Source organism: Methylobacterium dankookense (assembly GCF_902141855.1).
Lineage (GTDB): Bacteria > Pseudomonadota > Alphaproteobacteria > Rhizobiales > Beijerinckiaceae > Methylobacterium > Methylobacterium dankookense.
The window spans coordinates 42,703-64,316 of the sequence record NZ_CABFVH010000033.1; the positions used below are offsets into that span (position 1 = coordinate 42,703).

The 21,614-nt window shown below is 70.1% G+C and carries 19 protein-coding genes and 1 tRNA gene; 16 read left to right on the top strand and 4 right to left on the bottom strand.

The window, feature by feature from the left end; translation table 11 throughout:
• Positions 1 to 69: 69 nt before the first annotated feature.
• Positions 70 to 810: a methyltransferase domain-containing protein gene (locus MTDSW087_RS20775; protein ID WP_144766807.1), complete on the bottom strand. Its 741-nt coding sequence runs from the start codon at positions 808 to 810 to the stop codon at positions 70 to 72.
• Between the two features lie 619 nt (positions 811 to 1,429).
• Between MTDSW087_RS20775 and MTDSW087_RS20780 the strand changes: the two genes are divergently transcribed.
• A complete protein-coding gene (locus MTDSW087_RS20780) occupies positions 1,430 to 2,227 on the top strand; it encodes a class I SAM-dependent methyltransferase (protein ID WP_144766808.1) in 798 nt (265 codons plus the stop codon).
• Between the two features lie 239 nt (positions 2,228 to 2,466).
• Here the strand turns inward: MTDSW087_RS20780 and MTDSW087_RS20785 are convergent.
• Positions 2,467 to 2,542, bottom strand: a tRNA-Val gene (locus MTDSW087_RS20785).
• Positions 2,543 to 2,719: 177 nt separating this feature from the next.
• Here MTDSW087_RS20785 and MTDSW087_RS20790 point away from each other — a divergent pair.
• From MTDSW087_RS20790 to recA, 11 genes are all read left to right on the top strand, one after another.
• The gene (locus MTDSW087_RS20790) at positions 2,720 to 3,196 is read left to right on the top strand and encodes a chemotaxis protein CheW (RefSeq protein WP_144766809.1); all 477 of its coding nucleotides are present in this window, start codon (positions 2,720 to 2,722) and stop codon (positions 3,194 to 3,196) included.
• A gap of 13 nt (positions 3,197 to 3,209) precedes the next feature.
• Entirely contained in the window at positions 3,210 to 4,745 is a 1,536-nt protein-coding gene (locus tag MTDSW087_RS20795; protein WP_144766810.1) for a CheR family methyltransferase, read from the top strand.
• A complete protein-coding gene (locus MTDSW087_RS20800; RefSeq protein WP_144766811.1) occupies positions 4,742 to 5,302 on the top strand; it encodes a chemotaxis protein CheW in 561 nt (186 codons plus the stop codon). The genes MTDSW087_RS20795 and MTDSW087_RS20800 overlap by 4 nt, the downstream gene beginning before the upstream one ends.
• 53 nt (positions 5,303 to 5,355) lie before the next feature.
• On the top strand, positions 5,356 to 7,026 hold the full coding sequence (locus MTDSW087_RS20805) for a methyl-accepting chemotaxis protein (RefSeq protein ID WP_144766812.1): 1,671 nt from the start codon (positions 5,356 to 5,358) through the stop codon (positions 7,024 to 7,026).
• A 19-nt stretch (positions 7,027 to 7,045) separates the two neighbouring features.
• Positions 7,046 to 9,274 (top strand): hybrid sensor histidine kinase/response regulator, encoded by a 2,229-nt coding sequence (locus MTDSW087_RS20810; protein ID WP_144766813.1) that lies wholly within the window; start codon positions 7,046 to 7,048, stop codon positions 9,272 to 9,274.
• 29 nt (positions 9,275 to 9,303) lie between these two features.
• Positions 9,304 to 10,362, top strand: a complete 1,059-nt coding sequence (cheB, locus tag MTDSW087_RS20815) for a chemotaxis-specific protein-glutamate methyltransferase CheB (protein WP_144766826.1) — start codon at positions 9,304 to 9,306, stop codon at positions 10,360 to 10,362.
• Entirely contained in the window at positions 10,359 to 12,074 is a 1,716-nt protein-coding gene (locus tag MTDSW087_RS20820) for a response regulator (protein WP_144766814.1), read from the top strand. Before cheB ends, MTDSW087_RS20820 begins: the two co-directional genes overlap by 4 nt.
• The gene (locus tag MTDSW087_RS20825) at positions 12,071 to 13,948 is read left to right on the top strand and encodes a response regulator (RefSeq protein WP_144766815.1); all 1,878 of its coding nucleotides are present in this window, start codon (positions 12,071 to 12,073) and stop codon (positions 13,946 to 13,948) included. Before MTDSW087_RS20820 ends, MTDSW087_RS20825 begins: the two co-directional genes overlap by 4 nt.
• A gap of 122 nt (positions 13,949 to 14,070) precedes the next feature.
• A complete protein-coding gene (locus MTDSW087_RS20830; RefSeq protein WP_144766816.1) occupies positions 14,071 to 14,673 on the top strand; it encodes a glutathione S-transferase family protein in 603 nt (200 codons plus the stop codon).
• Positions 14,674 to 14,818: 145 nt separating this feature from the next.
• A complete protein-coding gene (locus MTDSW087_RS20835; protein ID WP_144766817.1) occupies positions 14,819 to 15,532 on the top strand; it encodes a helix-turn-helix transcriptional regulator in 714 nt (237 codons plus the stop codon).
• A 112-nt stretch (positions 15,533 to 15,644) separates the two neighbouring features.
• Positions 15,645 to 16,736: a recombinase RecA gene (recA, locus tag MTDSW087_RS20840; protein ID WP_144766818.1), complete on the top strand. Its 1,092-nt coding sequence runs from the start codon at positions 15,645 to 15,647 to the stop codon at positions 16,734 to 16,736.
• A 92-nt stretch (positions 16,737 to 16,828) separates the two neighbouring features.
• On the opposite strand, the gene MTDSW087_RS20845 is transcribed toward recA, so the two are convergent.
• Both MTDSW087_RS20845 and MTDSW087_RS20850 read right to left on the bottom strand, forming a co-directional pair.
• Positions 16,829 to 17,158 (bottom strand): hypothetical protein, encoded by a 330-nt coding sequence (locus MTDSW087_RS20845; RefSeq protein WP_144766819.1) that lies wholly within the window; start codon positions 17,156 to 17,158, stop codon positions 16,829 to 16,831.
• 138 nt (positions 17,159 to 17,296) lie between these two features.
• Positions 17,297 to 17,722: a hypothetical protein gene (locus MTDSW087_RS20850; protein WP_144766820.1), complete on the bottom strand. Its 426-nt coding sequence runs from the start codon at positions 17,720 to 17,722 to the stop codon at positions 17,297 to 17,299.
• Positions 17,723 to 18,273: 551 nt separating this feature from the next.
• Here MTDSW087_RS20850 and rpsL point away from each other — a divergent pair.
• From rpsL to MTDSW087_RS20870, 4 genes are all read left to right on the top strand, one after another.
• Positions 18,274 to 18,645, top strand: coding sequence for a 30S ribosomal protein S12 (rpsL, locus tag MTDSW087_RS20855; RefSeq protein ID WP_066927123.1), 372 nt, complete (start codon positions 18,274 to 18,276; stop codon positions 18,643 to 18,645).
• 126 nt (positions 18,646 to 18,771) lie between these two features.
• Complete coding sequence (gene rpsG, locus MTDSW087_RS20860; RefSeq protein ID WP_144766821.1) at positions 18,772 to 19,242, top strand: 30S ribosomal protein S7; 471 nt, start codon at positions 18,772 to 18,774, stop codon at positions 19,240 to 19,242.
• Between the two features lie 58 nt (positions 19,243 to 19,300).
• The gene (gene fusA / locus MTDSW087_RS20865; protein ID WP_144766822.1) at positions 19,301 to 21,376 is read left to right on the top strand and encodes an elongation factor G; all 2,076 of its coding nucleotides are present in this window, start codon (positions 19,301 to 19,303) and stop codon (positions 21,374 to 21,376) included.
• A 49-nt stretch (positions 21,377 to 21,425) separates the two neighbouring features.
• The coding region (locus tag MTDSW087_RS20870) for a GTP-binding protein (protein WP_244948381.1) at positions 21,426 to 21,614 on the top strand (189 nt) is incomplete at its 3' end.

Sequence of the window (21,614 nt, forward strand, 5' to 3'; positions counted from 1 at the left end):
GCGAGGCGGCCGCCATGCCTCGGCCGGCCCCGCCGTCATCGTCGTTGGCTGCCGATCAGGTCCTGAACCCTAAGCCCTTATGCCAATGAACTGGACCCCGCGCGCCAAAAGGTCCTCTTTCGGATAGCCCAACTCGAGGCATTTCTTGAAATTTGGATGTGCAGCGTACGGATCGCTCTCGACATCCATGGACCAGTACGAAAAATTCGAGGTCCTAAAGAAGTCCGGCGACGGCTTTTCGAACATGTCGCGGAACGTCGAGAATGGCACGTGGTTCATATCGTTTCTGAAATTGAAAACGTCCTGATCCGTACCGCCCTTGCGCTTGATCTCAGCCTCCATCTCCTGATCAGAAAGGAGCAAATGGCACCAAGGATCGACATCGAAGCCCCATAAATGGCTGCCATAGGCAGAGTACCAAGTCGGATCAAACTGAATGACCACGAGAGCGCCGGGCTTCGTAACCCGGATGATCTCATTGAGCGCGCGGCGCGGCTCCGGGATGTGCTCAAAGGCATTGATGCTGAAGACAAAATCAAACAGATTGTCTCTATAGATCAGCTTGCGTCCATCAACTTGATGGAATTCGATATTTGCTAGATCTACGTTTATGTCGTATCGTTTGCATTTGTTGCTGAATTCGAATGGCAGGCGGCCATCCAATACTGATGAGAATGGGATGACGTCGGCTACATATAGCCGTTCGGTGATGCCGAGAAGCCAGGGCGCGTGGCCGCCCAGGCCGCCGCCGATATCGAGGCCGAGCTTGTATCCGCTTGTTGGATGTCCAAGGTATCGAACATATTCCATCAAGACACCGACTTTGTTAGCATGTTCTGCAACGTCGGCAGCTTCGTTATACTCGGCTATAAGTCTCCCTTCGCCGCTCGAAATGTCTCACGGCTACACTTGTAACTTGGCGCACTCGCAGGCGAGCGGCCCAGTTGCTGACCATGCGCCGAGATAGCACAATCTCGGAAATCCGCTACTCTCAACCGGCCGCGCTCCGGCGCTCTCACGCATGGATTGACGCTCTCGACGGCGCTCGTCAGGCCCTCCGGGTTGGAGGCCAGCCGGCATGAGGCGGACAACCTGGCCGACTTGCCGAACCGAGTGTGCAGATCGCCATCCAGTCCCCCGGGCGCGCGGAGAGGAGGCAGATCGGCGTGCCCTTCGGACTTTGGCTGCGCTCCGGTGGCCGGACGAGATCCGGACTCGGGTGCGCCGCATCGATGCGCCCAGGCCTGCGGTCGCAGCCAGGCACATTCTCCGACAAGGTAGGGATGATCGGAAAGAAGAGCCTATGTTCCACGGGCGCCTTGATGGACATCTTGCGCCGCCAGGGGGGTAGATTAAAATTGCGCACCTTTCTCGTCGGATTTATTTCTGACAAGATTTATTGAATATAAAGGTAGATGCGAGGACTGAGATGCGCCTTCTTGATTGGACAAACTATCAGGAATTGTACGATAAATACCGTGATATTTCTCTGCCTAGCCGGATCGATTTCGATAAAAACTTATTCGAATCTCGTAAAACAACTTACTCGGATTATGAGGGAACCCGCGATCTGAACTCATACGACAATTTTCATGGTGAAAGATTTAGGACGACGGTAGCGATATACTGGGATTATGTGAAAAAATGTTCCGAAATTATTGAGCTTGGGGGATTGTCCAGGATTGGAAAGTTCTTTGAACAAGAGTTCAATGCCAATTTCAGCTCATACGAGAACGATCTTCGGAAGCCCTTTGAACTCCCAAGCGAATCTTACGACTGCGTCCTCTGCCTTGAGGTCATCGAACATCTCAAGGACGCGCCCGCAAGCGAGACTGATATTGAGCGTATTGGGCATTTCAACTATAGCGGCATCTTAAACGCATTTGACGAAGCTTATAGAATTCTGCGGCCAGGAGGCGTTCTCGTCTTAACAACCCCTAATGCAAATTCGCTCGGAACAATCATTCGAACAGCCTGGGGTGCGCCGTCGTTCCTTTACGAGCTTCATGTTCGAGAGCTTTCAGCAGAGCAAGTCAAGAATTTTGCGCTGAGCGCTGGCTTTCAAATGGAGATGTTTGAGACTTTTGAGTGTTATCACATTGCGGATGAAAATCATTACAACGCAATACGCAGGCTTTTGCAGGAAGTTGGTTGCACTACGGATCGCCGTGATAATTGCGCGTTCTACCTTCTGAGGAAGCCCGAGGTCAGCAAATCGGCAGTATAGCGACAAGCAGGCGCATTTCGTCCGGTTTTTGTTCAGCCCGCCCGGCAAGCGCCGAGGCGGGCTTTTTCGCGTCTGTCGGGCAGCCACAGAAAGCCTTGCACGCAAAAAGCAAGCAGTCCAATGAAGTTTGTTAATAAGTTTATTGCTATCGATATATATTGTGTATCTGCTCAATATTTTAAATTTCGCACGGGAGCCTGTTCTATGACAAATTGCATTCACGGAATGTCTGAAATATTTGGTGGGCGGTGAGGGACTCGAACCCCCGACCCTCTCCGTGTAAAGGAGACGCTCTACCAACTGAGCTAACCGCCCCGGTGCGTCCTGCTGGTACGGCAAGGCGGCGGCGGGACGCAAGGGCGTTCGTCGCGTGGGCGATCCCGCGCCGCGCATTGCCCGGCCCGGCGGGCGGGCCTATCTGGGAGCGGTCATCCCGGACGCGTCGGGCAGGGGGCCCCGCGCGCCGCACTCGAATGTCCGCGGAACGCCGCCTTGCCCGATGCCCATCTCCTGCTCGACGTGGCGGGCACGGCCTGCGCCCTGCCGCGGGCGGCGGTGGACGAGATCCTGCCGCTGCCGGACCTGTTCCGGCCGCCCTCCGCCGGGGCCTGGCTCTCCGGCTTCCTCGATCTCGGCGGCGCGGTCGTGCCGGTGATCGACCTCGCCCAGCTCCTCGGCCTGCGCGCCGACCCGGTCGAGCCGGACCTGCACGCCCATCTCGTCCTCATGGCGGGGGGCGAGCTCGCCTATTGCGTCGACCGCGCCGCTGACATCGTCGCCGGCGAGGCGGTGAGCCCGGTCGATGCCGTCCACAGCCTCAACGGATGCGTCGCGGGCGAGATTCGCCTCGGCGAGCGCCTTGTCCACGTGCTCGATCCCGCGCGCCTGCTCAGGGCCGAGGAGCGGATCCGGGTCGCGGCGGCCACGCGCGCTGCCGTCGCGCGGCTCGCCGCGCTGCCGCCCGCCTGAAGCGGGGCGGCGCATGCCGACGATCGCCGCCGGCGAGGGCGGCCCGGACGGGGCCAGGGATTCCGGCAGGGGCAAGGGGAGCGGCAAGGGCTCGGCTCGGACGCTGTGCGCCGATCCCGGCTACGCGGCGCTGAAGGCCCAAGTCATCGCACGCACCGGCCACCACTACTACGCCGACAAGGACGATCTCCTCTCCGACCGCCTGCGCCGCCGCTTCCGCGCCCGCGACGTCCCGGACGCCGCAGCCTACGCGCTGCTGCTCGCCGCGGAACCCGCCGAGTGGCGGGCGCTGGAGGCCGAGATCACCATCGGCGAGACCTTCTTCTTCCGCTACGCCGAGCAGTTCGCGGCGCTCCGTGCCACCATCCTGCCGGACCTCGTCGCGGCGCGGGCGGGTGAGCAGACCCTGCGGATCTGGAGCGCGGGCTGCTCCACCGGGGCCGAGCCCTACTCGGTGGCGATCCTCGCCCACGAGCTGATCGGGCCCGACCTGCCGGCCTGGCAGGTGACGATCCTCGGCACCGACATCAGCGCCGAGGCCCTGGCGACGGCGCGCGCCGCCGAGTACGGCCGCTGGGCCCTGCGCACCTCGCCGGCCGAGGAGCGGCGGCGCTACTTCCTCCCCCTGCCGCCGCGGCCGGGGGCGGCGCGCGAGGGCGGCTACGCACTCAAGCCCGAATACCGCCGCATGGTCCGCTTCGAGCGCGGCAACCTGCTCGACCTCCTCGACGGGCGGGCGCCGCCGCATCTCGACGGGTTCGACCTGATCCTCTGCCGCAACGTGCTGATCTATTTCGACGCCGCCACCGTCGCGGGGTTGATGCGGGCGCTGGCCCGCCGCCTGCGCCCGGGCGGCTGGCTGCTGATCGGCCATGCCGAGCCGAGTCCGGTCTTCGCCGACTGGCTCGATGCAGTGAGCCTGCCCGGCACGGTGGCCTATCGCCGGCCCGGGGACGGCGCGCCCCTCCCCGCCCCGTCGCCCGCCCCCTGGATCCCGCCCGAGCTGCCGCCGCTTCCCGCCCTGCCGCCGCAGGCGATGCCCGAGGCCGTCGCCGACGGCCCGGTGCTCCCCGCCCCGCCCCCGCCCCGGCCGCCCGCCGCGGATGGCGGGCCGGCGGAGGAGACGGACGACGCCGACATCCTGCCGCGCCTGCGCGCGCTCGCCGATGCCGGCGATACCGGCGCGGCCTGGCGGCTGCTGCGAGAGGGGCTGGCCGCGCGGCCAACCGACGCCACCCTGCGCTTCTACGAGGGGCTCATCGCCGGGGCGCTCGGCCGGGACGCGGAGGCCGAGCGGGCCTTCCGCGCGGCGATCTACCTGGAGCCCGGCTTCGTGATGGCCCATTACCATCTCGGCCTGCTGCTCGCCGGGCTCGGGCGGCCCGAGGCGGCGCGGCGGGCCCTCGACAATGCCGCGCGGCTGAGCCAATCCCTGCCCCAGGACGAGGCCCTGCGTGAGGGCGATGGCGGGACCGCGGGCGAGATCGGCCTCAGCGCCGCCCGCGCGCGCGACGGGATCGCGGACAGGATCGGACGAGGACCGGCGTGAGCGCGCGAGGAGCGGAGGAACGGTCGGCCGAGCGCGCGCGGATCCTGCGCGCCGAGCGCACCGCGGCGCTTGCCCGGCGCGGTGCCGCACAGGCGGCGCGGCCCGCCACCCGCTATCTCGTCTGCGCCTGCGGGCCGGAGCGCTACGGGCTTTCCATCGCGGTCGCCGCCCAGGTCCTGCCCATCCAAGTCCTACCCATGCGGCCCTGCACGCCGGTGCCCGGCGCGGTCCCGGCCCTGATCGGGCTCGCGGCGCTCTCGGGGCGCATGGTCGGCGTCCTGGGGCTCGCCCGGGCCCTCGGCCGCGGGATCGGCGATCCGGGCCCCGACGGCCATCTCGTCGCGCTGAAGGGGACGGCCCAGCCGGTGGCGCTCGCCGTCGACCGGGTGCTCGGCGTCGCGAGCGTGGACGATGAGGTCGTCGAACCCCCCTCCGCCGCGGGCGGGATGGGCGGCGAGGCAGTTTCCGGCTATTGCCCGGCCGGTGCCGAGGGCGCCGCCCTCGGCGACTTCCTCGTGCTCGACCTCGCCCGCCTTCTGCGGCGCGCCCTGCCCTGACCCGCCCGACCCGCCGACGCCCCGCCGGGGCCAGATCCGGAGCCTGACCGCCTGTGTCGATCTCGATCGGAAAACGGATCCTCCTCGGCTTCGTCGCCGTCACCGTGGTCATCGTGGCGCTCGGCCTCTACGCCATCGGCCAGATCGGGGTGGTGCGCGACACCACCGACGCCATCGTCTCGCGCGACCTCGCGATGGCGCGCCAGTTCGACGACCTCGCCAACAAGGCCCGCGACATGGGGCTGATGCGCCGCAACGCGGTGATCGCCGTGCTGACCCGGAAGACCGACGCTCAGGAGATCAACCGGGCCCTCGACGGCTGGCGCGGCGCGGCGGGCGACGCGGACGGGATCTTCACCAGCCTGAACCGCTCGGCCGAATCCTACGCGGAGAACGCGACCTCTCCGGCCCGCGCGGCGATCTGGAAGCGCCTCGCCCAGAACATCGCCGACACCGCCGCCCAGTTCCGCCAGCTCCGCACGGCGAGCGAGGCGCAGATCTCCGCGATCACCGCCCGCGACGCGGACGCCGTCGAGGCCCGCAACGAGGAGATCAACCGCCAGCAGGAGGCCGTGCTGCGCGGGATCGACCGCGGCCGCGACGTGCTCGACGAGGGGATCGTCGCCGGGCAGCGCGCGGTGCAGGGCGTCTACGAATCGAGCCGGCTCTCGATCCTCGGGACGCTTGCCGCCTGCGCCCTCCTGAGCATCCTGGTCACGATCCTGATCAGCCGCGCGGTGGTGCGCCCCCTGAGCATCGTGATGGATTTCGTGGAGCGCGTCGGCTCGGGCGACCTCTCGGGCGCGCTGCCGGCCCGGGGCAACGACGAGATCGCCCGGCTCTCGCGCACCCTCAACGCCATGGTCGGGGGCCTCGCCGAGCTCGCCCGCACCAACCGTGCCGCCACCGCCGACCTCAACGCCGCGGCAGCCGAGATCCGCGCCTCCGCCCAGGAGCAGGCGGCCTCGGTGGAGGAGCAGTTCGCCGCCGTCCAGGAGACCGCGGCGACGGTGGACGAGATCACCCATTCGGGCGCGCAGATCACCAAGCGCGCGGGCGAGGTCATCGCCACGGCCAAGGCCACCGCCCAGACCTCGCGACAGGGCCTGCGCGCGGTCGCCGACACGGCCAAGGCCATGGACGCCATCCGCGAGCAGGCGGAGGCGGTGGCCGGCAACATCGTGACCCTGTCGGAGAAGACGCAGGCCATCGGCGACATCATCGAGACCGTGAACGACATCTCGGAGCGCACGCACCTGCTCGCCCTCAACGCGGCAATCGAGGCGGCCGCCGCCGGCGAGAGCGGGCGCAGCTTCGCGGTGGTGGCGGCCGAGATGAAGCAGCTCGCCGACCAGGCCAAGGCCGCGACCGTGCAGGTGCGCGGCATCCTCGGCGAGATCCAGCGGGGCATCAACACCTCGGTGATGTTGACCGAGGAAGCAGTGAAGCGCGCCGCCACCGGCAAGACGCGCTCCGACACGACCCAGCGCACGATCGAGGAGATCTCGGCCCGCGTCGAGGAGAACGTCCAGACCTTCCAGCAGATCGTCGCCTCGACGAACCAGCAGCAGCTCGGCATCGAGCAGGTGATGGGCGCGCTCCAGAACATCCGCCAGGCGAGCCAGCAGACGGCGGCCGGCACCCGCGAGGTCGAGGCGGCCTCGGCCAACCTCACGGAGCTCGCGCAGGCGCTGATGGCGCTGGCCGAGCGCTACCGCCACTGAGCCCCGGGCGCAGCGGGCCGTGAGCGACATCCGCCAGCTCCTGCTCGCGGCCTTCGAGGTCGAGCATCGCGAGCATATCGAGGCGATCCGGGCCGCGCTCGGCGCCGCGGGCGAGGACCGCCTGCCCGACTGGAACGACGTGTTCCGCCGCGCCCACAGCCTGAAGGGCGCGGCCCGCGCCGTCGACCTGCCCGCCGTCGAGGCGCTTGCCCACCGTCTGGAGGCCCTGTTCGAGCGCGTCCGCACCGGCACGCCCCTGAACCGCGAGGCCGCCAACGCCACGCAGCTCGCCCTCGACCGGATCGAGGCCTACGTTGCTGCGCTCGGGCAGGCGCCGGGCGCCGCCCTGCCCGCGATGCCGGGCGACGCGCTGCGGGCGCTCGAGGCCTGCCTCGCCGGCCCGACGGAGGCCGCAGCTCCAGCGTCGGCTGCGAAGCCGGCCCCGGGGCCCGCCGCACCCCCTCCCACGGTCCCGTCCCCCCCTGCCCCGGCCGAGCCCGCCGCGGAGTTCACTCAGGCGATGCTGCGAGTGCCGGCGGAGGCCGTCGAGGCGATGGCGCGGGCGAGCCACGACCTTGCCAGCACCCTCGGTGCGGGCGTGGGGCTCAACGAGGGCCTCACCCACCTGGCCCGGCAGGCCGGCGAGCTGAGCCGGTGGGCGGCCCGGCTCGGCGCCGAGGCGAGCCCGGGGCGGGAGCCGCTGCGCGCCGTCGAGACGGCCTTGGCCGGCCTCGCCCGGGAGGCCTCCGACCTCGTCCGGCGCCACGCGGCCGCGACGAACGCGCTGGAGAGCGCCGTATCCCGGGTGCGGGCCGAGGCCGAGCGCCTCGCCCTGGTCCCGGCCGAGACAGTGCTCGGCCCCCTCGCCCGCTCCCTGCGCGAGACCGCGCGCGAGCAGGGCCGCGAGGTCGACGTGGCGATGCGCGGCCTCGACGTGCCGGTGGACCGGGCGACGCTCCAGGTGCTGAAGGACCCGGTGCTGCACGCCCTGCGCAATGCCCTGAGCCACGGCTACGAGGAGCCGACTCTGCGCGAGGCCGCCGGAAAGCCGGCGGCGCTCGCCGTCGCCTTGGAGGTGGCAGTCCGCGGCGGTCGCCTCGTCGTTGCGGTCTCGGATGACGGGCCGGGCCCGGACCTCGCCGCCATCGAGGCGCGGGCTCGCGAGCGCGGCTTACTGGCGCCGGACGAGCGAGCCGGGCCCGAGGCGCTCCTCGCCCTGGTCTTCGAGCCGGGCTTCTCCACCGCCGCCCGGGTCGATACCCTGTCGGGCCGCGGCTTCGGCTTGTCGGTCGCAGCCGACGCCGCCCGGGCCCTTCAGGGCAGCGTCCGCCTGGAGGTGCGCGAGCCCCACGGCTCGCGGCTCGCCATGAGCCTGCCCCTGGCGGCGGCGCGCCGCAGCCTGCTCCTCGTGAAGGCGGGCGGCGGCACCTTCGCCCTGCCGGGCGCCGCCGTCGAGCGGCTGTTGCGCGTCGAGCGGGCGAGCCTGTCCCGGGCGCTCGGCCGTACCCTGTTGCGTCTGCCGCTGCCCGGCGGGGCGGAGGCGAGCCTGCCGGTGGTGGCGCTCGCCGACATCCTCGGCCTGCCGGGCGCGCCCGCCGAGCCCCGTGTCACTGCGATCCTGCTCCGCGCCGGCGCCAGCCGGCTCGTGCTCGCCGTCGAGGCCCTGCAGGACGTCAACACCCTGCTCGTCCTGCCGATGCCGGCCTTCGGCGCCGATCCGGACCTCGTCGCCGGCACCGCCCTCCTCCAGGGCGACCGGCCCGTCCTCGTCCTCGATCCCGAGGGTCTCCTCGCGCGGGCGGAGGGGATGGGCGCCGCCGGTGCGGACGCGGCCGAGCCCCCGGGCGGAACGATGGCCGATGCGCGACGTTCGACGTTTCGCGCGACGATTCTCGTCGTGGACGATTCCATCACCACCCGCACGCTGGAGAAGGGGATCTTGGAAGCGGCCGGCTATCGCGTGGTCGTCTGCGTGGACGGCCAGGATGCCCTCGACCGCCTGCGCGCCGAGATTGAGCGGGTTGATCTTGTTCTGGCCGATGTGGAGATGCCGCGCCTCGACGGGTTCGGGCTGCTGGAGGCACTTCGCGCCGACGCGCGCTTCCAGCGCCTGCCGGTCGTCCTCATGACCTCGCGCGGCGCCGCCGAGGACGTGGCCCGCGGCCTCGAACTCGGCGCCGACGCCTACCTGACCAAGCAGAGCTTCGACCAGCGCGCGCTGCTCGACACGATCGGACGGCTCCTGTGAGCGAGGACGCGGACGGGCCGGTGCGCGTGATGCTGGTGGAGGACAGCCTCGTGGTGCGCGAGCTCCTGCGCCACATCGTCTCCCGCGACGCGCGCCTGCGGATCGTCGCCGCCGTGGCTTCCGGCGAGGAGGCGCTCGGCATGATCGAGGTGGTGCGCCCCGACGTGATCTCGATGGATATCCGCCTGCCCGGCATCGACGGGCTGGAGACCACCCGCCGCATCATGGCCGAGCGCCCGACCCCGATCGTCGTGGTGGCCGACGCGGTGGAGGATGCCTCCCTGCGCATCTCCATGAACGCGCTGCGGGCCGGCGCGCTCTCGGTGGTGGAGAAGCCCGTCGCCACCACCAATGCCGGCTACGAGGCGGTGGCCGACGAGATCTGCACGCAGCTGCGCATCATGGCCCAGGTGCCGGTGATCCGCCGCCGCCCGATCGGCACCGAATGGGCCACCCGCAAGGGCGCTCCGGCCGCCGCCGCCGGGCCGCTTTCGGCCGAGGCGCCGACGGTGCTCGGGCTCGCCGCCTCCACCGGCGGACCGCCGGCGCTGGCCCGGGTGCTCGGCGCGCTGCCCGCCGACTTCCCCCTGCCCGTCCTCGTGGTCCAGCACATGGGCGCGGCCTTCATGGACGGGTTCGCCGCCTGGCTCGACAGCGTGGTGCCCTTGCCCGTCGCGGTGGCCCGGGACGGCGAGCGGGCGGAGGCCGGCCACGTCTACGTGGCGCCGGGCGACCGCCATCTCGAACTCGGCCCCGGCCGCACCCTGCGCATCCTCGACAGCGCGCCGGTCTCGGGCCAGCGCCCGGCCGCGACGGTGCTGTTCCGCTCCATCGCCCGGCAATGCGGCGCTGCCGGCATCGGCGTGCTGCTCACCGGCATGGGCGAGGACGGGGCGCTCGGCCTCCTCGACATGCAGCGGGCCGGCGCCGCCACGGTGGCGGAGCACGAGAGCAGCGCCGTCGTCTACGGCATGCCCGCCGCCGCCGTGCGGCTCGGCGCCGCCCGCTTCGTGCTGCCCCTCGACCGGGTCGGGCCCGAGATCCTCCGCCTCGCCGAGCCCGGCCGGCCTGCGGGGGCGGCGCCATGAGCGAGGCGGCGGTGCTCGACGACCCGGCCCGCATCCTCCTCGTCGAGGATTCCGAGACGCAGGCCCTGGAGCTGCGCCTGCTCCTCGAAGCGAGCGGCTTCTCCGTGGAGCGCTGCCCCACCGCCGAGGCCGCCCTCGACCGCCTCAACGGCAGCCTGCCCGACCTCGTCGTGGCCGATTACCACCTGCCCGGCATGAACGGCGACGAGCTGACCCGGCAGATGCGCCTGTCCCTGCGCACGCGGGCGCTGCCCGTGCTGATGCTCACCGGCGCCCGCGACGGCGAGCGCCAGGGCCTGGAGAGCGGGGCCGACGCCTACGTCGCCAAGTCCGACGACCGCGACCTGCTCGTGCTGCGCATCCGCGCCCTCCTGCGCGAGCGCAAGGCCGCGCCCCCCGTCTCCGAGGCGCCCGGCGCCGCGGGCTTCCGGCGCGGGCGCGTCCTCGTCATCGACGGCAGCGCCACCTACCGCACCTTCCTCGCCGGGCTGCTCGGCCAGGAGGGCCACGCGGTCGCCGTGGCGGAGGGGGCCGAGGCGGCGCTCGCCGCCCTCGATGCCGGCCCTGAGCCCTTCGACTGCGTCACCCTCGACCTCCTCAGCCCGTCCTATGACGGGCTCGCCCTGTGCCGGGCAGTGGACGAGCGCCGCGGCGCCGGGGTGGGCGGGGCGGGCTTCCACCTCGTCGGCATCTCCGGCTCCGCCCCGGGCAAGGACTTCCTGGTCCGCGCCTATGCGGCCGGCGCCGACGACGTGGTCGCGAAGGCCGATGCCGAGGTGCTGGCGCTGCGCGTGCGCGGCCTCGTCCGCCGCCGCCTGCTGGAGGAGGACGACCGCCGCATCGCCGGCGCCTTCGGGGCGCGCGAGCGGGCGGTGGAGCGGGCCCGCGCCGAGGCCGAGGCGGCCGCCGCCCGCGCCCGGCTCGCCGACGCCCTGGAACAGGCCAATGCCGATCTCGCCACCGCCAACCGCCGCCTGACCGAGGCGCAGGCCAAGCTCGTCCAGGCCGCCAAGATGGCCTCGCTCGGCGAGCTCGTCGCCGGCATCGCCCACGAGATCAACAACCCGCTCGCCTTCATCCTGGCCCACCAGGGCACCGTCGAGCGCCTGCTCGGCGAGATGCCGCCCCAGCCGGAGGAGAAGTCGGCCCGGGTGCTCGCCAAGGCGCGCGACCGCGTCGGCACCATGCGGATGGGCCTCACCCGGATCCAGGACCTCGTCCTGAACCTGCGCAAGTTCTCCCGCCTCGACGAGGGCGAGCGCGCCCTGGTGAACGTGCCCGAGGCGATCGAGACCGTGCTGGCGCTGCTCCAGCACAAGCTCGGGGCGCGCATCGCCGTGGAGCGCGACTTCGCCGGGCGCCCGGAGATCCGCTGCACCCCGGCGCTGCTCAACCAGGTGGTGATGAACATCCTCGCCAACGCCGCCGACGCCATGCCGGAGGGCGGCACCATCCGGATCGGCACGCGCTCCACCGAGGAGACCGACGAGATCCGCATCAGCGACACGGGCCCCGGCATCCCGGAGCCCTTGCGCGAGAAGATCTTCGAACCGTTCTTTACAACCAAGCCGGTGGGGTCCGGGACCGGCCTCGGACTTGCGATTGCATACAGCGTCGTTCAGGCTCATAGCGGCATGCTCAGTGTGGAGACGGCGCCCGGAGGAGGAGCCTGTTTCGTGATCGGGATTCCGCGCCAGGCGGCGAGCGCATGACGCAGAACCTCTCAGACGGGAGCCGGGACCGGGCCACGATCCTGGCCGTCGACGACGAGCCGGACATCCTCATCGCCCTCGAGGATCAGTTCGAGGACGCCTACCGCATCCTCACGGCGACCCGGCCCGCCGAGGCGCTGGAGATCCTGCGCGCCGAGCCGGACATCGCCGTGGTGCTCTCCGACCAGCGCATGCCCGAGATGACGGGCGACGCGATGCTGGCCGAGGCGCGCGCCTTCCACGACGCCCAGGCCATCCTGCTCACGGGCTATGCCGACATCACGGCGGTGATCGCCGCGCTCAACCGCGGCGGCATCATCGGCTACGTCACCAAGCCCTGGGACGCGGACCTCCTGCGCGGCACGGTGCGCAACGCCTGCGAGCGCCACCGCCTCGGCCGCGACCTCGCCACCGAGCGCGCGCTCCTGCGCGGCCTCCTCGACCATGCCGGAGAGGCCATCGCCTTCAAGGACGGCGAGGGGCGCTTCGTGCGCCTCAACGCCCGCAAGGCCGCCCTGCTCGGCAGCGACGTCGCCGCCTGCCTCGGCCGGCGCGAATCGGAGTTTCCCGCCGCCCGCGCCGACAGCGTCGCGGCCGACAAGGCGGCGATCCGCACCGGCGCGGTCTCGGAGAGCCTCGTCTCGGACGGACCCATCGGGGCCGAGCGCTGGAGCCACGTCGTGCGCGTGCCGATCCGCGGCCCGAGCGGCGCGGTCGCCCATCTCGCCACGATCGAGCGCGACGTCACCGAGCAGAAGAGCCTGGAGGCCCGGCTGCGCCAGTCCGACAAGATGCAGGCGCTCGGCACGCTGGCGGGGGGTATCGCCCACGACTTCAACAACCTGCTCACCGCCATCCTCGGCAGCCTGGAACTCGCCGTGCCGCGGGTGGAGGGCCAGCCGCGCCTGGAGCGCCTGATCGAGAACGCGCGCGGCGCGGCCGAGCGCGGCGCCTCGCTGACCAAGCGCCTCCTGAGCTTCAGCCGCACCCACGACCTGCACGCCCGCGCCACCGACGTGAACGCGCTGATCGACGGCATGCGCGACCTGTTCGGGCGCAGCCTCGGCGGCCTCGTCAGCGTCCGCACCGACCTCGCCGCGGGCCTGCCGGCCGCGCTCGTCGATCCCGACCAGCTCGAACTGGCGGTGCTCAACCTCTGCATCAACGCCCGCGACGCCATGCCGGAGGGCGGCGAGATCACCGTCGCGACGATGGCGAGCCGGATCGCCGACGATCCCGACCTCGCCCCCGGCACCTATGTGCGCGTGAGCGTGACGGATACCGGCAGCGGCATCCCGCCCGAGATCCTGAAGCGGGTCTGCGAGCCCTTCTTCACCACCAAGGCGGTGGGCCAGGGCACCGGGCTCGGCCTCGCCATGGTGTTCGGCCTCGCCCAGCAATCGAAGGGCCGCTTCCAGATCGACAGCGAGGTCGGCCGCGGCACCCGGGTGGAGCTCGCCCTGCCCTGCGCCGAGGGCGCCGCGCAGGCCGATGCCGCGGCCGAGGCCGAGGTGCCGGTCGCGGTCCGGCCCGCCCGCGTGCTGGTGGTCGACGACGACCCGGAGGTCCGGCACGTCACCGCCTCCTTCCTCGCCGATTTCGGCTACCGCGAGACCGAGGCCGAGAGCGGCGCCGCGGCCCTCGCCCTGCTGGAGAGCGAGCGCTTCGACCTCGTGGTGGCCGACCTCGCCATGCCCGGCATGAGCGGCGTCGACCTCGCCGCCTCCGTGCGCGCCATGCGGCCCGGCCTCCCCGTCCTCATCCTCACGGGCCATGCCGATGCCATCGAGATCCCGGAGGATCTGCCGGTCCTCGCCAAGCCCTTCCAGTCGGCGGAGCTGGCGCGGCGGGTCTCGGCGCTGCTGGAGGCCTGACCGGCAGACGTCGATCCCGTGGCCGATCCTGTGGCCGATCCTGTCACCATGCTGACATCATGCTGGCAGCAGCGTGGCGGTAGACCCTCTCCGCGGCCGCCGCGCCGCATGGAGGATCCCCGATGCTGACGCTGTTTCACGCCCCCCGCTCCCGCTCGACCCGGATCCTCTGGCTGCTCGAGGAGCTCGGCGCCGACTACGCGGTCCGCTATGTCGGCATCCGCTACGGCGACGGCAGCGGCGACGGCCCCGACCCGGCGAATCGCCATCCGGACAAGAAGGTGCCCGCCCTCGACCACGACGGCACGATCGTCAGCGAGAGCACGGCGGTGGCGATCCATCTCTGCGACCTGCTCCCCGCCGCCGGGCTGGCCCCGGCCGCCGGCTCGCCGGAGCGCGGTGCCCTCCTCACCTGGCTGTGCTGGGCCGACAACGAGCTCGGCGCCGCGCTGATGCAGCGCATGATGGGGGGCGCGGCCGATCCGCGGGCGCAGGCCGGCTACGACGCGGCCGTGCGGCGGCTGACGGAGGCGCTGGAACGTGGGCCCTACCTGCTGGGCGAGCGCTTCAGCGCCGCCGACGTGATGATCGCCCCCCTGCTGCGCTTCGCCCGCGCCCAGCTCCCCGAGAGCGCGGCGATCGACGCCTATATCGCGCGGGCCGTAGACCGCCCGGCCTTCGCCCGCGGCCTGGCCAAGGATGCGCCGGCCGCGCAGGCCGCCTGACCCGGCCGCCTGACCCGGCCCCCCGGGACCGGCCGGCGATCCGCCGGACGACATCGATCCCGGCTGTCGGTCGGGATCGATGCCAAGCGGATCGATGCCAAGCGGATCGATGTCATACGGATCGATGTCATGCGAGTGTGAGCCGATGCGCCGCGCCGACCGCCTGTTCGAGATCATCCAGGTCCTGCGGCGCGCCCGCGGGCCGATCACCGCGGACGCGATCGCGGCGGAGCTGGAGACCGGCCGGCGGACGATCTACCGCGACATCGCCGCGCTGGTCGCCCAGCGCGTGCCGATCCGCGGCGAGGCCGGCATCGGCTACGTGCTCGAACAGGGCTTCGACCTGCCGCCGCTGATGCTCACCGCCGACGAGATCGAGGCGGTGGTGCTCGGCGCGCAATGGGTCGCGGCCCATGCCGACCCCGCCCTCGCCCGGGCCGCGGCGGATGTCCTCGCCAAGGTCGCGGCCGTGGTGCCGGAGGGCCTGCGCGGCGTGATCGAGGATCCCGCCGTGATCACCCCGCCGGCCCGGGGGGCGCCTGCCGATGCGGGGATCGACGTCGCCCGCCTGCGCGCCTGGAGCCAGCAGGGCCGCAAGCTCGCGATCCGCTACGTCGACGATGCCGGCCGGGCGAGCGAGCGCACCGTCTGGCCCTTCCTCGTCGGCTATCGCGATTCGGTGCGGATGCTCATGGCCTGGTGCGAGCTGCGCGGGGATTTCCGCATGTTCCGCACCGACCGCCTGCAGGCGATCGCCTTCCTCGACGCGCGCTATCCCGAGCGCCGGGCCACGCTCCGCCGCCGCTGGCTGGCGCTGATGGCGGAGCGCCGGGACGGGCTCGCCGCGGGCGCCTGCTGACCGCTCCAGGTGCACCGCACCCTTGCGCCATGAGAACAAAACATGTACATGAAAGCGGGTCCGGGGCGCGATTGCGAACGGCGCCCAACCCCCGCATAAGGATGCCGCCGAGATGGCCCAGCCCGCACTGAAAGTGGTGGATACGCCCAGCATGGACAAGGACAAGTCGAAGGCGATCGACGCCGCCCTGTCCCAGATCGAGCGTGCCTTCGGCAAGGGCTCGATCATGCGGCTCGGCAAGGCGCAGCAGGTCCAGGAGGTCGAGACGATCTCCACCGGCTCGCTCGGCCTCGACATCGCGCTCGGCGTGGGCGGCCTGCCGCGGGGCCGCGTCATCGAGGTCTACGGGCCGGAATCCTCGGGCAAGACCACGCTCGCCCTCCACACCATCGCCGAGGCCCAGAAGAAGGGCGGCGTCTGCGCCTTCGTGGACGCGGAGCACGCCCTCGACCCGGTCTATGCGCGCAAGCTCGGCGTCAACCTCGACGACCTCCTGATCTCGCAGCCCGATACCGGCGAGCAGGCCCTGGAGATCACCGACACGCTGGTGCGCTCGGGCGCCATCGACGTGCTGGTGGTCGATTCGGTGGCCGCGCTGACCCCGCGCGCCGAGATCGAGGGCGAGATGGGCGAGTCGCAGCCGGGCCTCCAGGCCCGCCTGATGAGCCAGGCCCTGCGCAAGCTGACCGGCTCGATCGCGCGCTCGAAATGCATGGTGATCTTCATCAACCAGATCCGGATGAAGATCGGCGTGATGTACGGCAGCCCCGAGACCACCACGGGCGGCAACGCGCTGAAGTTCTACGCCTCGGTGCGGCTCGACATCCGCCGCGTCTCCACCCTGAAGGACCGCGACGAGGCGATCGGCAACCAGGTCCGCGTCAAGGTCGTCAAGAACAAGGTCGCGCCGCCCTTCAAGCAGGTCGAGTTCGACATCATGTTCGGCGAGGGCATCTCGAAGGTCGGCGAGCTGATCGACCTCGGCGTGAAGGCCGGCATCGTCGAGAAGTCGGGCGCCTGGTTCTCCCACAACAGCCAGCGCCTCGGCCAGGGCCGCGAGAACTCCAAGGGCTTCCTGCGCGACAATCCCGAGATCGCGGGCAAGATCGAGACGGCGATCCGCCAGAACGCGGGCCTGCTCGCCGACCGCATCCTGGAGAACGCGACGCCGAGCGCCGAGGACCTCGACGAGGGCGAGGCCTGAGGCTCGCGCCTCCCGCAGAGACCGGACGACGAGGACGCGCGCCGGACCGGAGGGTCCGGCGCGCGTCTTCATGACGGCCTCGGCCCCCGGGGTCAGGGCCTGTAGGTGAAGGTGCTGATCTCGCAGACGTTGATGCTCTTGCGCACCAGCGCCTTGCCATTGTCGAACACCGCCTTGAAGTCGAAGCGGCAGGCGCCCGAGCCGTCGTCGATGTTGATGTCGAAGGTCTCGCCGTCCTCGATCACGTCGCGGCCGAGGATGTCCTCCTCCCAGTCGTCGGTGCCGGTCGAGGAGGCGTAGAAGTGCTTCATCGTCATGCCGGTCTTGTTGACGATGTCGACGTGGCGATTGGCGGCCTGGGCGCCGCTGCCGGCGAGCAGGAGCAGGGCGGCGCAGGCCGCAGCCGTCGTGCGAGCGATCATGATGTCCCCCGGATGCGCCGTTCCGGCGCGAATCTGGCCGAGGGACGGATGCCCCGCGGCGCCCCCTCATAGGGCGGGGGGCGCCGCACGACCCTGCTCGGGCGTCCCGAATCGTTGATCCAGCGTTCGGATCTGCGATCAGGCGCGCTGGCCGGAGGGCTCGAACAGGAAGTCGTCCACCGCCGGGATCGACACCGCGATGCCGCCCAGGGCCGGCTTCGACAGCCGCCAGGGCCGGTCGGCGCGGGCGCGCACCGATTCGGACGGGCGCAGCCGCCGGAAGCCGCCCGCCTCGTCCATCTCCTCGACGGTGAGGAAGCCGTAGACCTGCAGGCGCGAGGCGGTGAGCTTGGTCTCGCGGTCGCCCGCGGCCACGGCGAGGCTGCCGCTGGCATAGACGGCGTCCATCAGGCTGCGCTGCTCGCCGCGGCGGCGGATCTGTCCCTCGCGGACCCCCTCCTCGCCGAGGCCCCGGCCGAGCGCCCGGGCGATCACCGCCTCCCGCGTCGGATCGGGCCGGCGGAACGGCACCACGTTGTCGGACCCCGTCGGGAGGCTACCCATACGCATCACCTGAATTCACGCGAAACCGGCACGGCGCGGCCGAGCGGGCCGGCCGCGCGACCTCGACAATTCGGGCAACCGCTTTAAGCATTCGTGAGCGTTACCGGAGCGTTCCGTCCCGCCCTGGACCGGCCGCCCGGAAGGCATCGCCGGGACGCAGGGCCGCCTTGCGCGGGAAACCCCGCGTTAACGGCCTGTCGGCCCGAGATTTATGGCCGCCGCGCATTGACGCGGCCGCATGGGGCGTCTAGAAGCGCGCCACTTCGGTCGGCCCCGAGGCCGCCGCGGGCGTGAATCGCGATCGCTGACGCGCCCGCACGATACCGAAGGCTCACATCGCCTGACGTCTCGTCAGATCTGCAGGCACGAGCGCCCCGTGATCGGTGTGCTCCTCTGCCGAGAGCGCGCCTCGGGTCCTGACCGGACCCTTGGCGCATATTCGTTTTGCGATCCGTCCGAGAGGGCGGCGCAGCCCGCGGCCCGAGAGGGTCGCTCACGACGTGGACAGGATCGCGGCATTGCCGGCGCGATCCGGAGGAAGAGGGCAGAGGATGCCGACGATCAACCAGCTGATCGCTCAGCCGCGCAAGATTCAGCGGAGCCGCAACAAGGTGCCGGCGCTCAACGCCTGCCCGCAGAAGCGCGGCGTCTGCACCCGCGTTTACACGACGACCCCGAAGAAGCCGAACTCGGCGCTCCGCAAGGTGGCCAAGGTCCGCCTCACCAACGGCTTCGAGGTCATCGGCTACATCCCGGGCGAGGGCCACAACCTTCAGGAGCACTCCGTGGTGATGATCCGCGGCGGCCGCGTGAAGGATCTTCCGGGCGTGCGCTACCACATCCTGCGCGGCGTGCTCGACACGCAGGGCGTCAAGAACCGCAAGCAGCGCCGCTCCAAGTACGGCGCCAAGCGTCCGAAGTAAGACAGGCGTCCGAAGGCATTTCTTCGGACCCAGGCTTTTCCACGGCCTCGCAAGGATGTCGCCGGCTTCGGCTCAAGGCGGCCTGCGCGAGGCGCTTAAGACCATACTTTCTGAGAGTCGCACACGATGTCCCGTCGTCACTCTGCCGAGAAGCGTGAGATCATCCCGGACCCGAAGTACGGTGACGTGGTCCTCACGAAGTTCATGAACTCGATCATGTACGAGGGCAAGAAGTCGACCGCCGAGCGGATCGTCTACGGCGCCTTCGACCTCGTCGAGAGCCGCGCCCGCGCCAACCCGATCGAGGTGTTCCGCGCCGCGCTCGACAACGTCGCCCCCGCGATCGAGGTGCGCTCCCGCCGCGTCGGCGGCGCGACCTACCAGGTCCCCGTCGAGGTCCGCACCGAGCGCCGCCAGGCGCTGGCCATCCGCTGGCTGATCCAGGCCGCTCGCTCCCGCAACGACCGCACCATGGTCGAGCGCCTGTCGGCCGAGCTGCTCGACGCCGCCAACAACCGCGGCAACGCCGTGAAGAAGCGCGAAGACACGCACCGGATGGCCGAGGCCAACCGCGCCTTCTCGCACTACCGCTGGTAATTTCTGCAGGCGCGCCGAATGCGGCGCGCCGCCCCCGCCCTCTTCCGGAGAGACCCCGATGCCCCGCACGCATGCGATCGAGGACTACCGCAACTTCGGCATCATGGCCCACATCGATGCCGGCAAGACCACGACGACCGAGCGGATCCTCTACTACACCGGCAAGTCCCATAAGATCGGCGAGGTCCATGAGGGCGCCGCCACCATGGACTGGATGGAGCAGGAGCAGGAGCGTGGCATCACGATCACCTCGGCTGCGACGACCTGCTTCTGGCGCGACAAGCGCCTGAACATCATCGACACCCCCGGCCACGTCGACTTCACCATCGAGGTGGAGCGCTCGCTCCGCGTGCTCGACGGCGCCGTCTGCGTGCTCGACGGCAACCAGGGCGTCGAGCCCCAGACCGAGACCGTGTGGCGCCAGGCCGACAAGTACGACGTGCCGCGCGTCGTGTTCGTCAACAAGATGGACAAGATCGGCGCCGACTTCTTCAAGTGCGTGGCCGACATCATCGACCGCGTCGCCGGCAAGCCCGTCTGCCTGCAGCTGCCGATCGGTGCCGAGTCGAGCTTCCAGGGCGTCGTCGACCTCATCAAGATGAAGGCGATCGTCTGGTCGGGCGAGGCGCTCGGCGCCAACTTCTCGGAGACCGAGATCCCGGCCGACCTGGCCGATCAGGCCGCCGAGTACCGCACTAAGCTGGTCGAGGCCTGCGTCGAGCTCGACGACGACGCCATGGCCGCCTACCTCGACGGCAACGAGCCGGACGAGGCCGGCATGCGCGCTCTGGTGCGCAAGGCCGTGCAGCTGCGCGCCTTCCACCCGGTGCTCTGCGGCTCGGCCTTCAAGAACAAGGGCGTCCAGCCGCTCCTCGACGCCGTCGTCGACTACCTGCCCTCCCCCGCCGACCGCGGCGAGATCAAGGGCATCGACTTCAAGACCGAGGAAGAGACCGTCCGGCATCCGCTGGATTCCGATCCCTTCTCCATGCTCGCCTTCAAGATCATGGACGATCCCCACGTCGGCACGATCACCTTCTGCCGCGTGTATTCGGGCAAGGTCGAGTCGGGCGCCAACGTCATCAACTCGACCCGCGACAAGAAGGAGCGCGTCGGCCGCATGCTCCTGATGCACGCCAACAACCGCGAGGACATCAAGGAAGCCTTCGCGGGCGACATCGTCGCGCTGGCCGGCCTGAAGGACACGCGCACCGGCGACACCCTCTGCGACACGGTCAAGCCCGTGATCCTCGAGAAGATGGAGTTCCCGGAGCCCGTCATCGAGATCGCCGTCGAGCCGAAGTCGAAGGCCGACCAGGAGAAGCTCGGCATCGCGCTCCAGAAGCTCGCCGCCGAGGATCCCTCCTTCCGGGTCTCGACGGACCAGGAGTCGGGCCAGACCATCCTGAAGGGGATGGGCGAGCTCCACCTCGACATCAAGGTCGACATCCTGCGCCGCACCTACAAGGTCGACGCGAATATCGGCCAGCCGCAGGTGGCCTACCGCGAGAAGCTGACCCGTCGCCAGGAGATCGACTACACGCACAAGAAGCAGACCGGTGGTACCGGTCAGTTCGCCCGCGTGAAGTTCGTGGTCGAGCCGAACGAGCCGGGCGCCGGCTTCGCCTTCGAGTCGAAGATCGTCGGCGGCGCTGTGCCGAAGGAGTACATCCCGGGCGTCGAGAAGGGCCTCAACTCGGTCCTGACGGCGGGCGTGCTCGCGGGCTTCCCGGTGGTGGACGTGAAGGTGGAGCTGATCGACGGCGCCTACCACGACGTCGACTCCTCGGCGCTCGCCTTCGAGATCGCCTCCCGCGCCGCCTTCCGCGAGGCGCTGCAGAAGGGCGGCTCGGTGCTGCTCGAGCCGGTCATGAAGGTCGAGGTCGTCTCGCCCGAGGATTACACGGGCTCGGTCATCGGCGACCTCAATTCCCGCCGCGGCCAGATCCAGGGCCAGGACATGCGTGGCAACGCCAACGTCATCAACGCGATGGTGCCGCTCGCCAACATGTTCGGCTACGTGAACAACCTGCGCTCCATGTCGCAGGGCCGGGCGAACTTCACCATGCAGTTCGACCACTACGAGGAAGTGCCGCGCGGCGAGGCCGACAAGGTCATTGCTAAGTACGCCTGAGGCGTACGCGTAACATCCTCGACGACGATCATTCGATTAGGAGGCTCTGATGGCCAAGGAAAAATTTTCGCGTTCGAAGCCGCACTGCAACATTGGCACGATTGGGCACGTTGACCACGGCAAGACGTCGCTGACGGCGGCGATCACGAAGGTTCTGGCGGAGAGCGGTGGGGCGACGTTCACGGCCTACGACCAGATTGACAAGGCGCCGGAGGAGAAGGCGCGCGGGATCACGATC

Excerpts from the sequence above, each read along its gene's own strand:
- rpsG (WP_144766821.1), top strand. The coding sequence starts at position 18,772 with ATGTCCCGTCGTCACTCTGCCGAGAAGCGTGAGATCATCCCGGACCCG.
- MTDSW087_RS20850 (WP_144766820.1), bottom strand. The coding sequence starts at position 17,722 with ATGGGTAGCCTCCCGACGGGGTCCGACAACGTGGTGCCGTTCCGCCGG.
- MTDSW087_RS20775 (WP_144766807.1), bottom strand. The coding sequence starts at position 810 with ATGGAATATGTTCGATACCTTGGACATCCAACAAGCGGATACAAGCTC.
- MTDSW087_RS20835 (WP_144766817.1), top strand. The coding sequence starts at position 14,819 with ATGCGCCGCGCCGACCGCCTGTTCGAGATCATCCAGGTCCTGCGGCGC.
- MTDSW087_RS20830 (WP_144766816.1), top strand. The coding sequence starts at position 14,071 with ATGCTGACGCTGTTTCACGCCCCCCGCTCCCGCTCGACCCGGATCCTC.
- fusA (WP_144766822.1), top strand. The coding sequence starts at position 19,301 with ATGCCCCGCACGCATGCGATCGAGGACTACCGCAACTTCGGCATCATG.
- recA (WP_144766818.1), top strand. The coding sequence starts at position 15,645 with ATGGCCCAGCCCGCACTGAAAGTGGTGGATACGCCCAGCATGGACAAG.
- MTDSW087_RS20845 (WP_144766819.1), bottom strand. The coding sequence starts at position 17,158 with ATGATCGCTCGCACGACGGCTGCGGCCTGCGCCGCCCTGCTCCTGCTC.
- MTDSW087_RS20820 (WP_144766814.1), top strand. The coding sequence starts at position 10,359 with ATGAGCGAGGCGGCGGTGCTCGACGACCCGGCCCGCATCCTCCTCGTC.
- MTDSW087_RS20795 (WP_144766810.1), top strand. The coding sequence starts at position 3,210 with ATGCCGACGATCGCCGCCGGCGAGGGCGGCCCGGACGGGGCCAGGGAT.
- cheB (WP_144766826.1), top strand. The coding sequence starts at position 9,304 with ATGCTGGTGGAGGACAGCCTCGTGGTGCGCGAGCTCCTGCGCCACATC.
- MTDSW087_RS20825 (WP_144766815.1), top strand. The coding sequence starts at position 12,071 with ATGACGCAGAACCTCTCAGACGGGAGCCGGGACCGGGCCACGATCCTG.
- MTDSW087_RS20780 (WP_144766808.1), top strand. The coding sequence starts at position 1,430 with ATGCGCCTTCTTGATTGGACAAACTATCAGGAATTGTACGATAAATAC.
- rpsL (WP_066927123.1), top strand. The coding sequence starts at position 18,274 with ATGCCGACGATCAACCAGCTGATCGCTCAGCCGCGCAAGATTCAGCGG.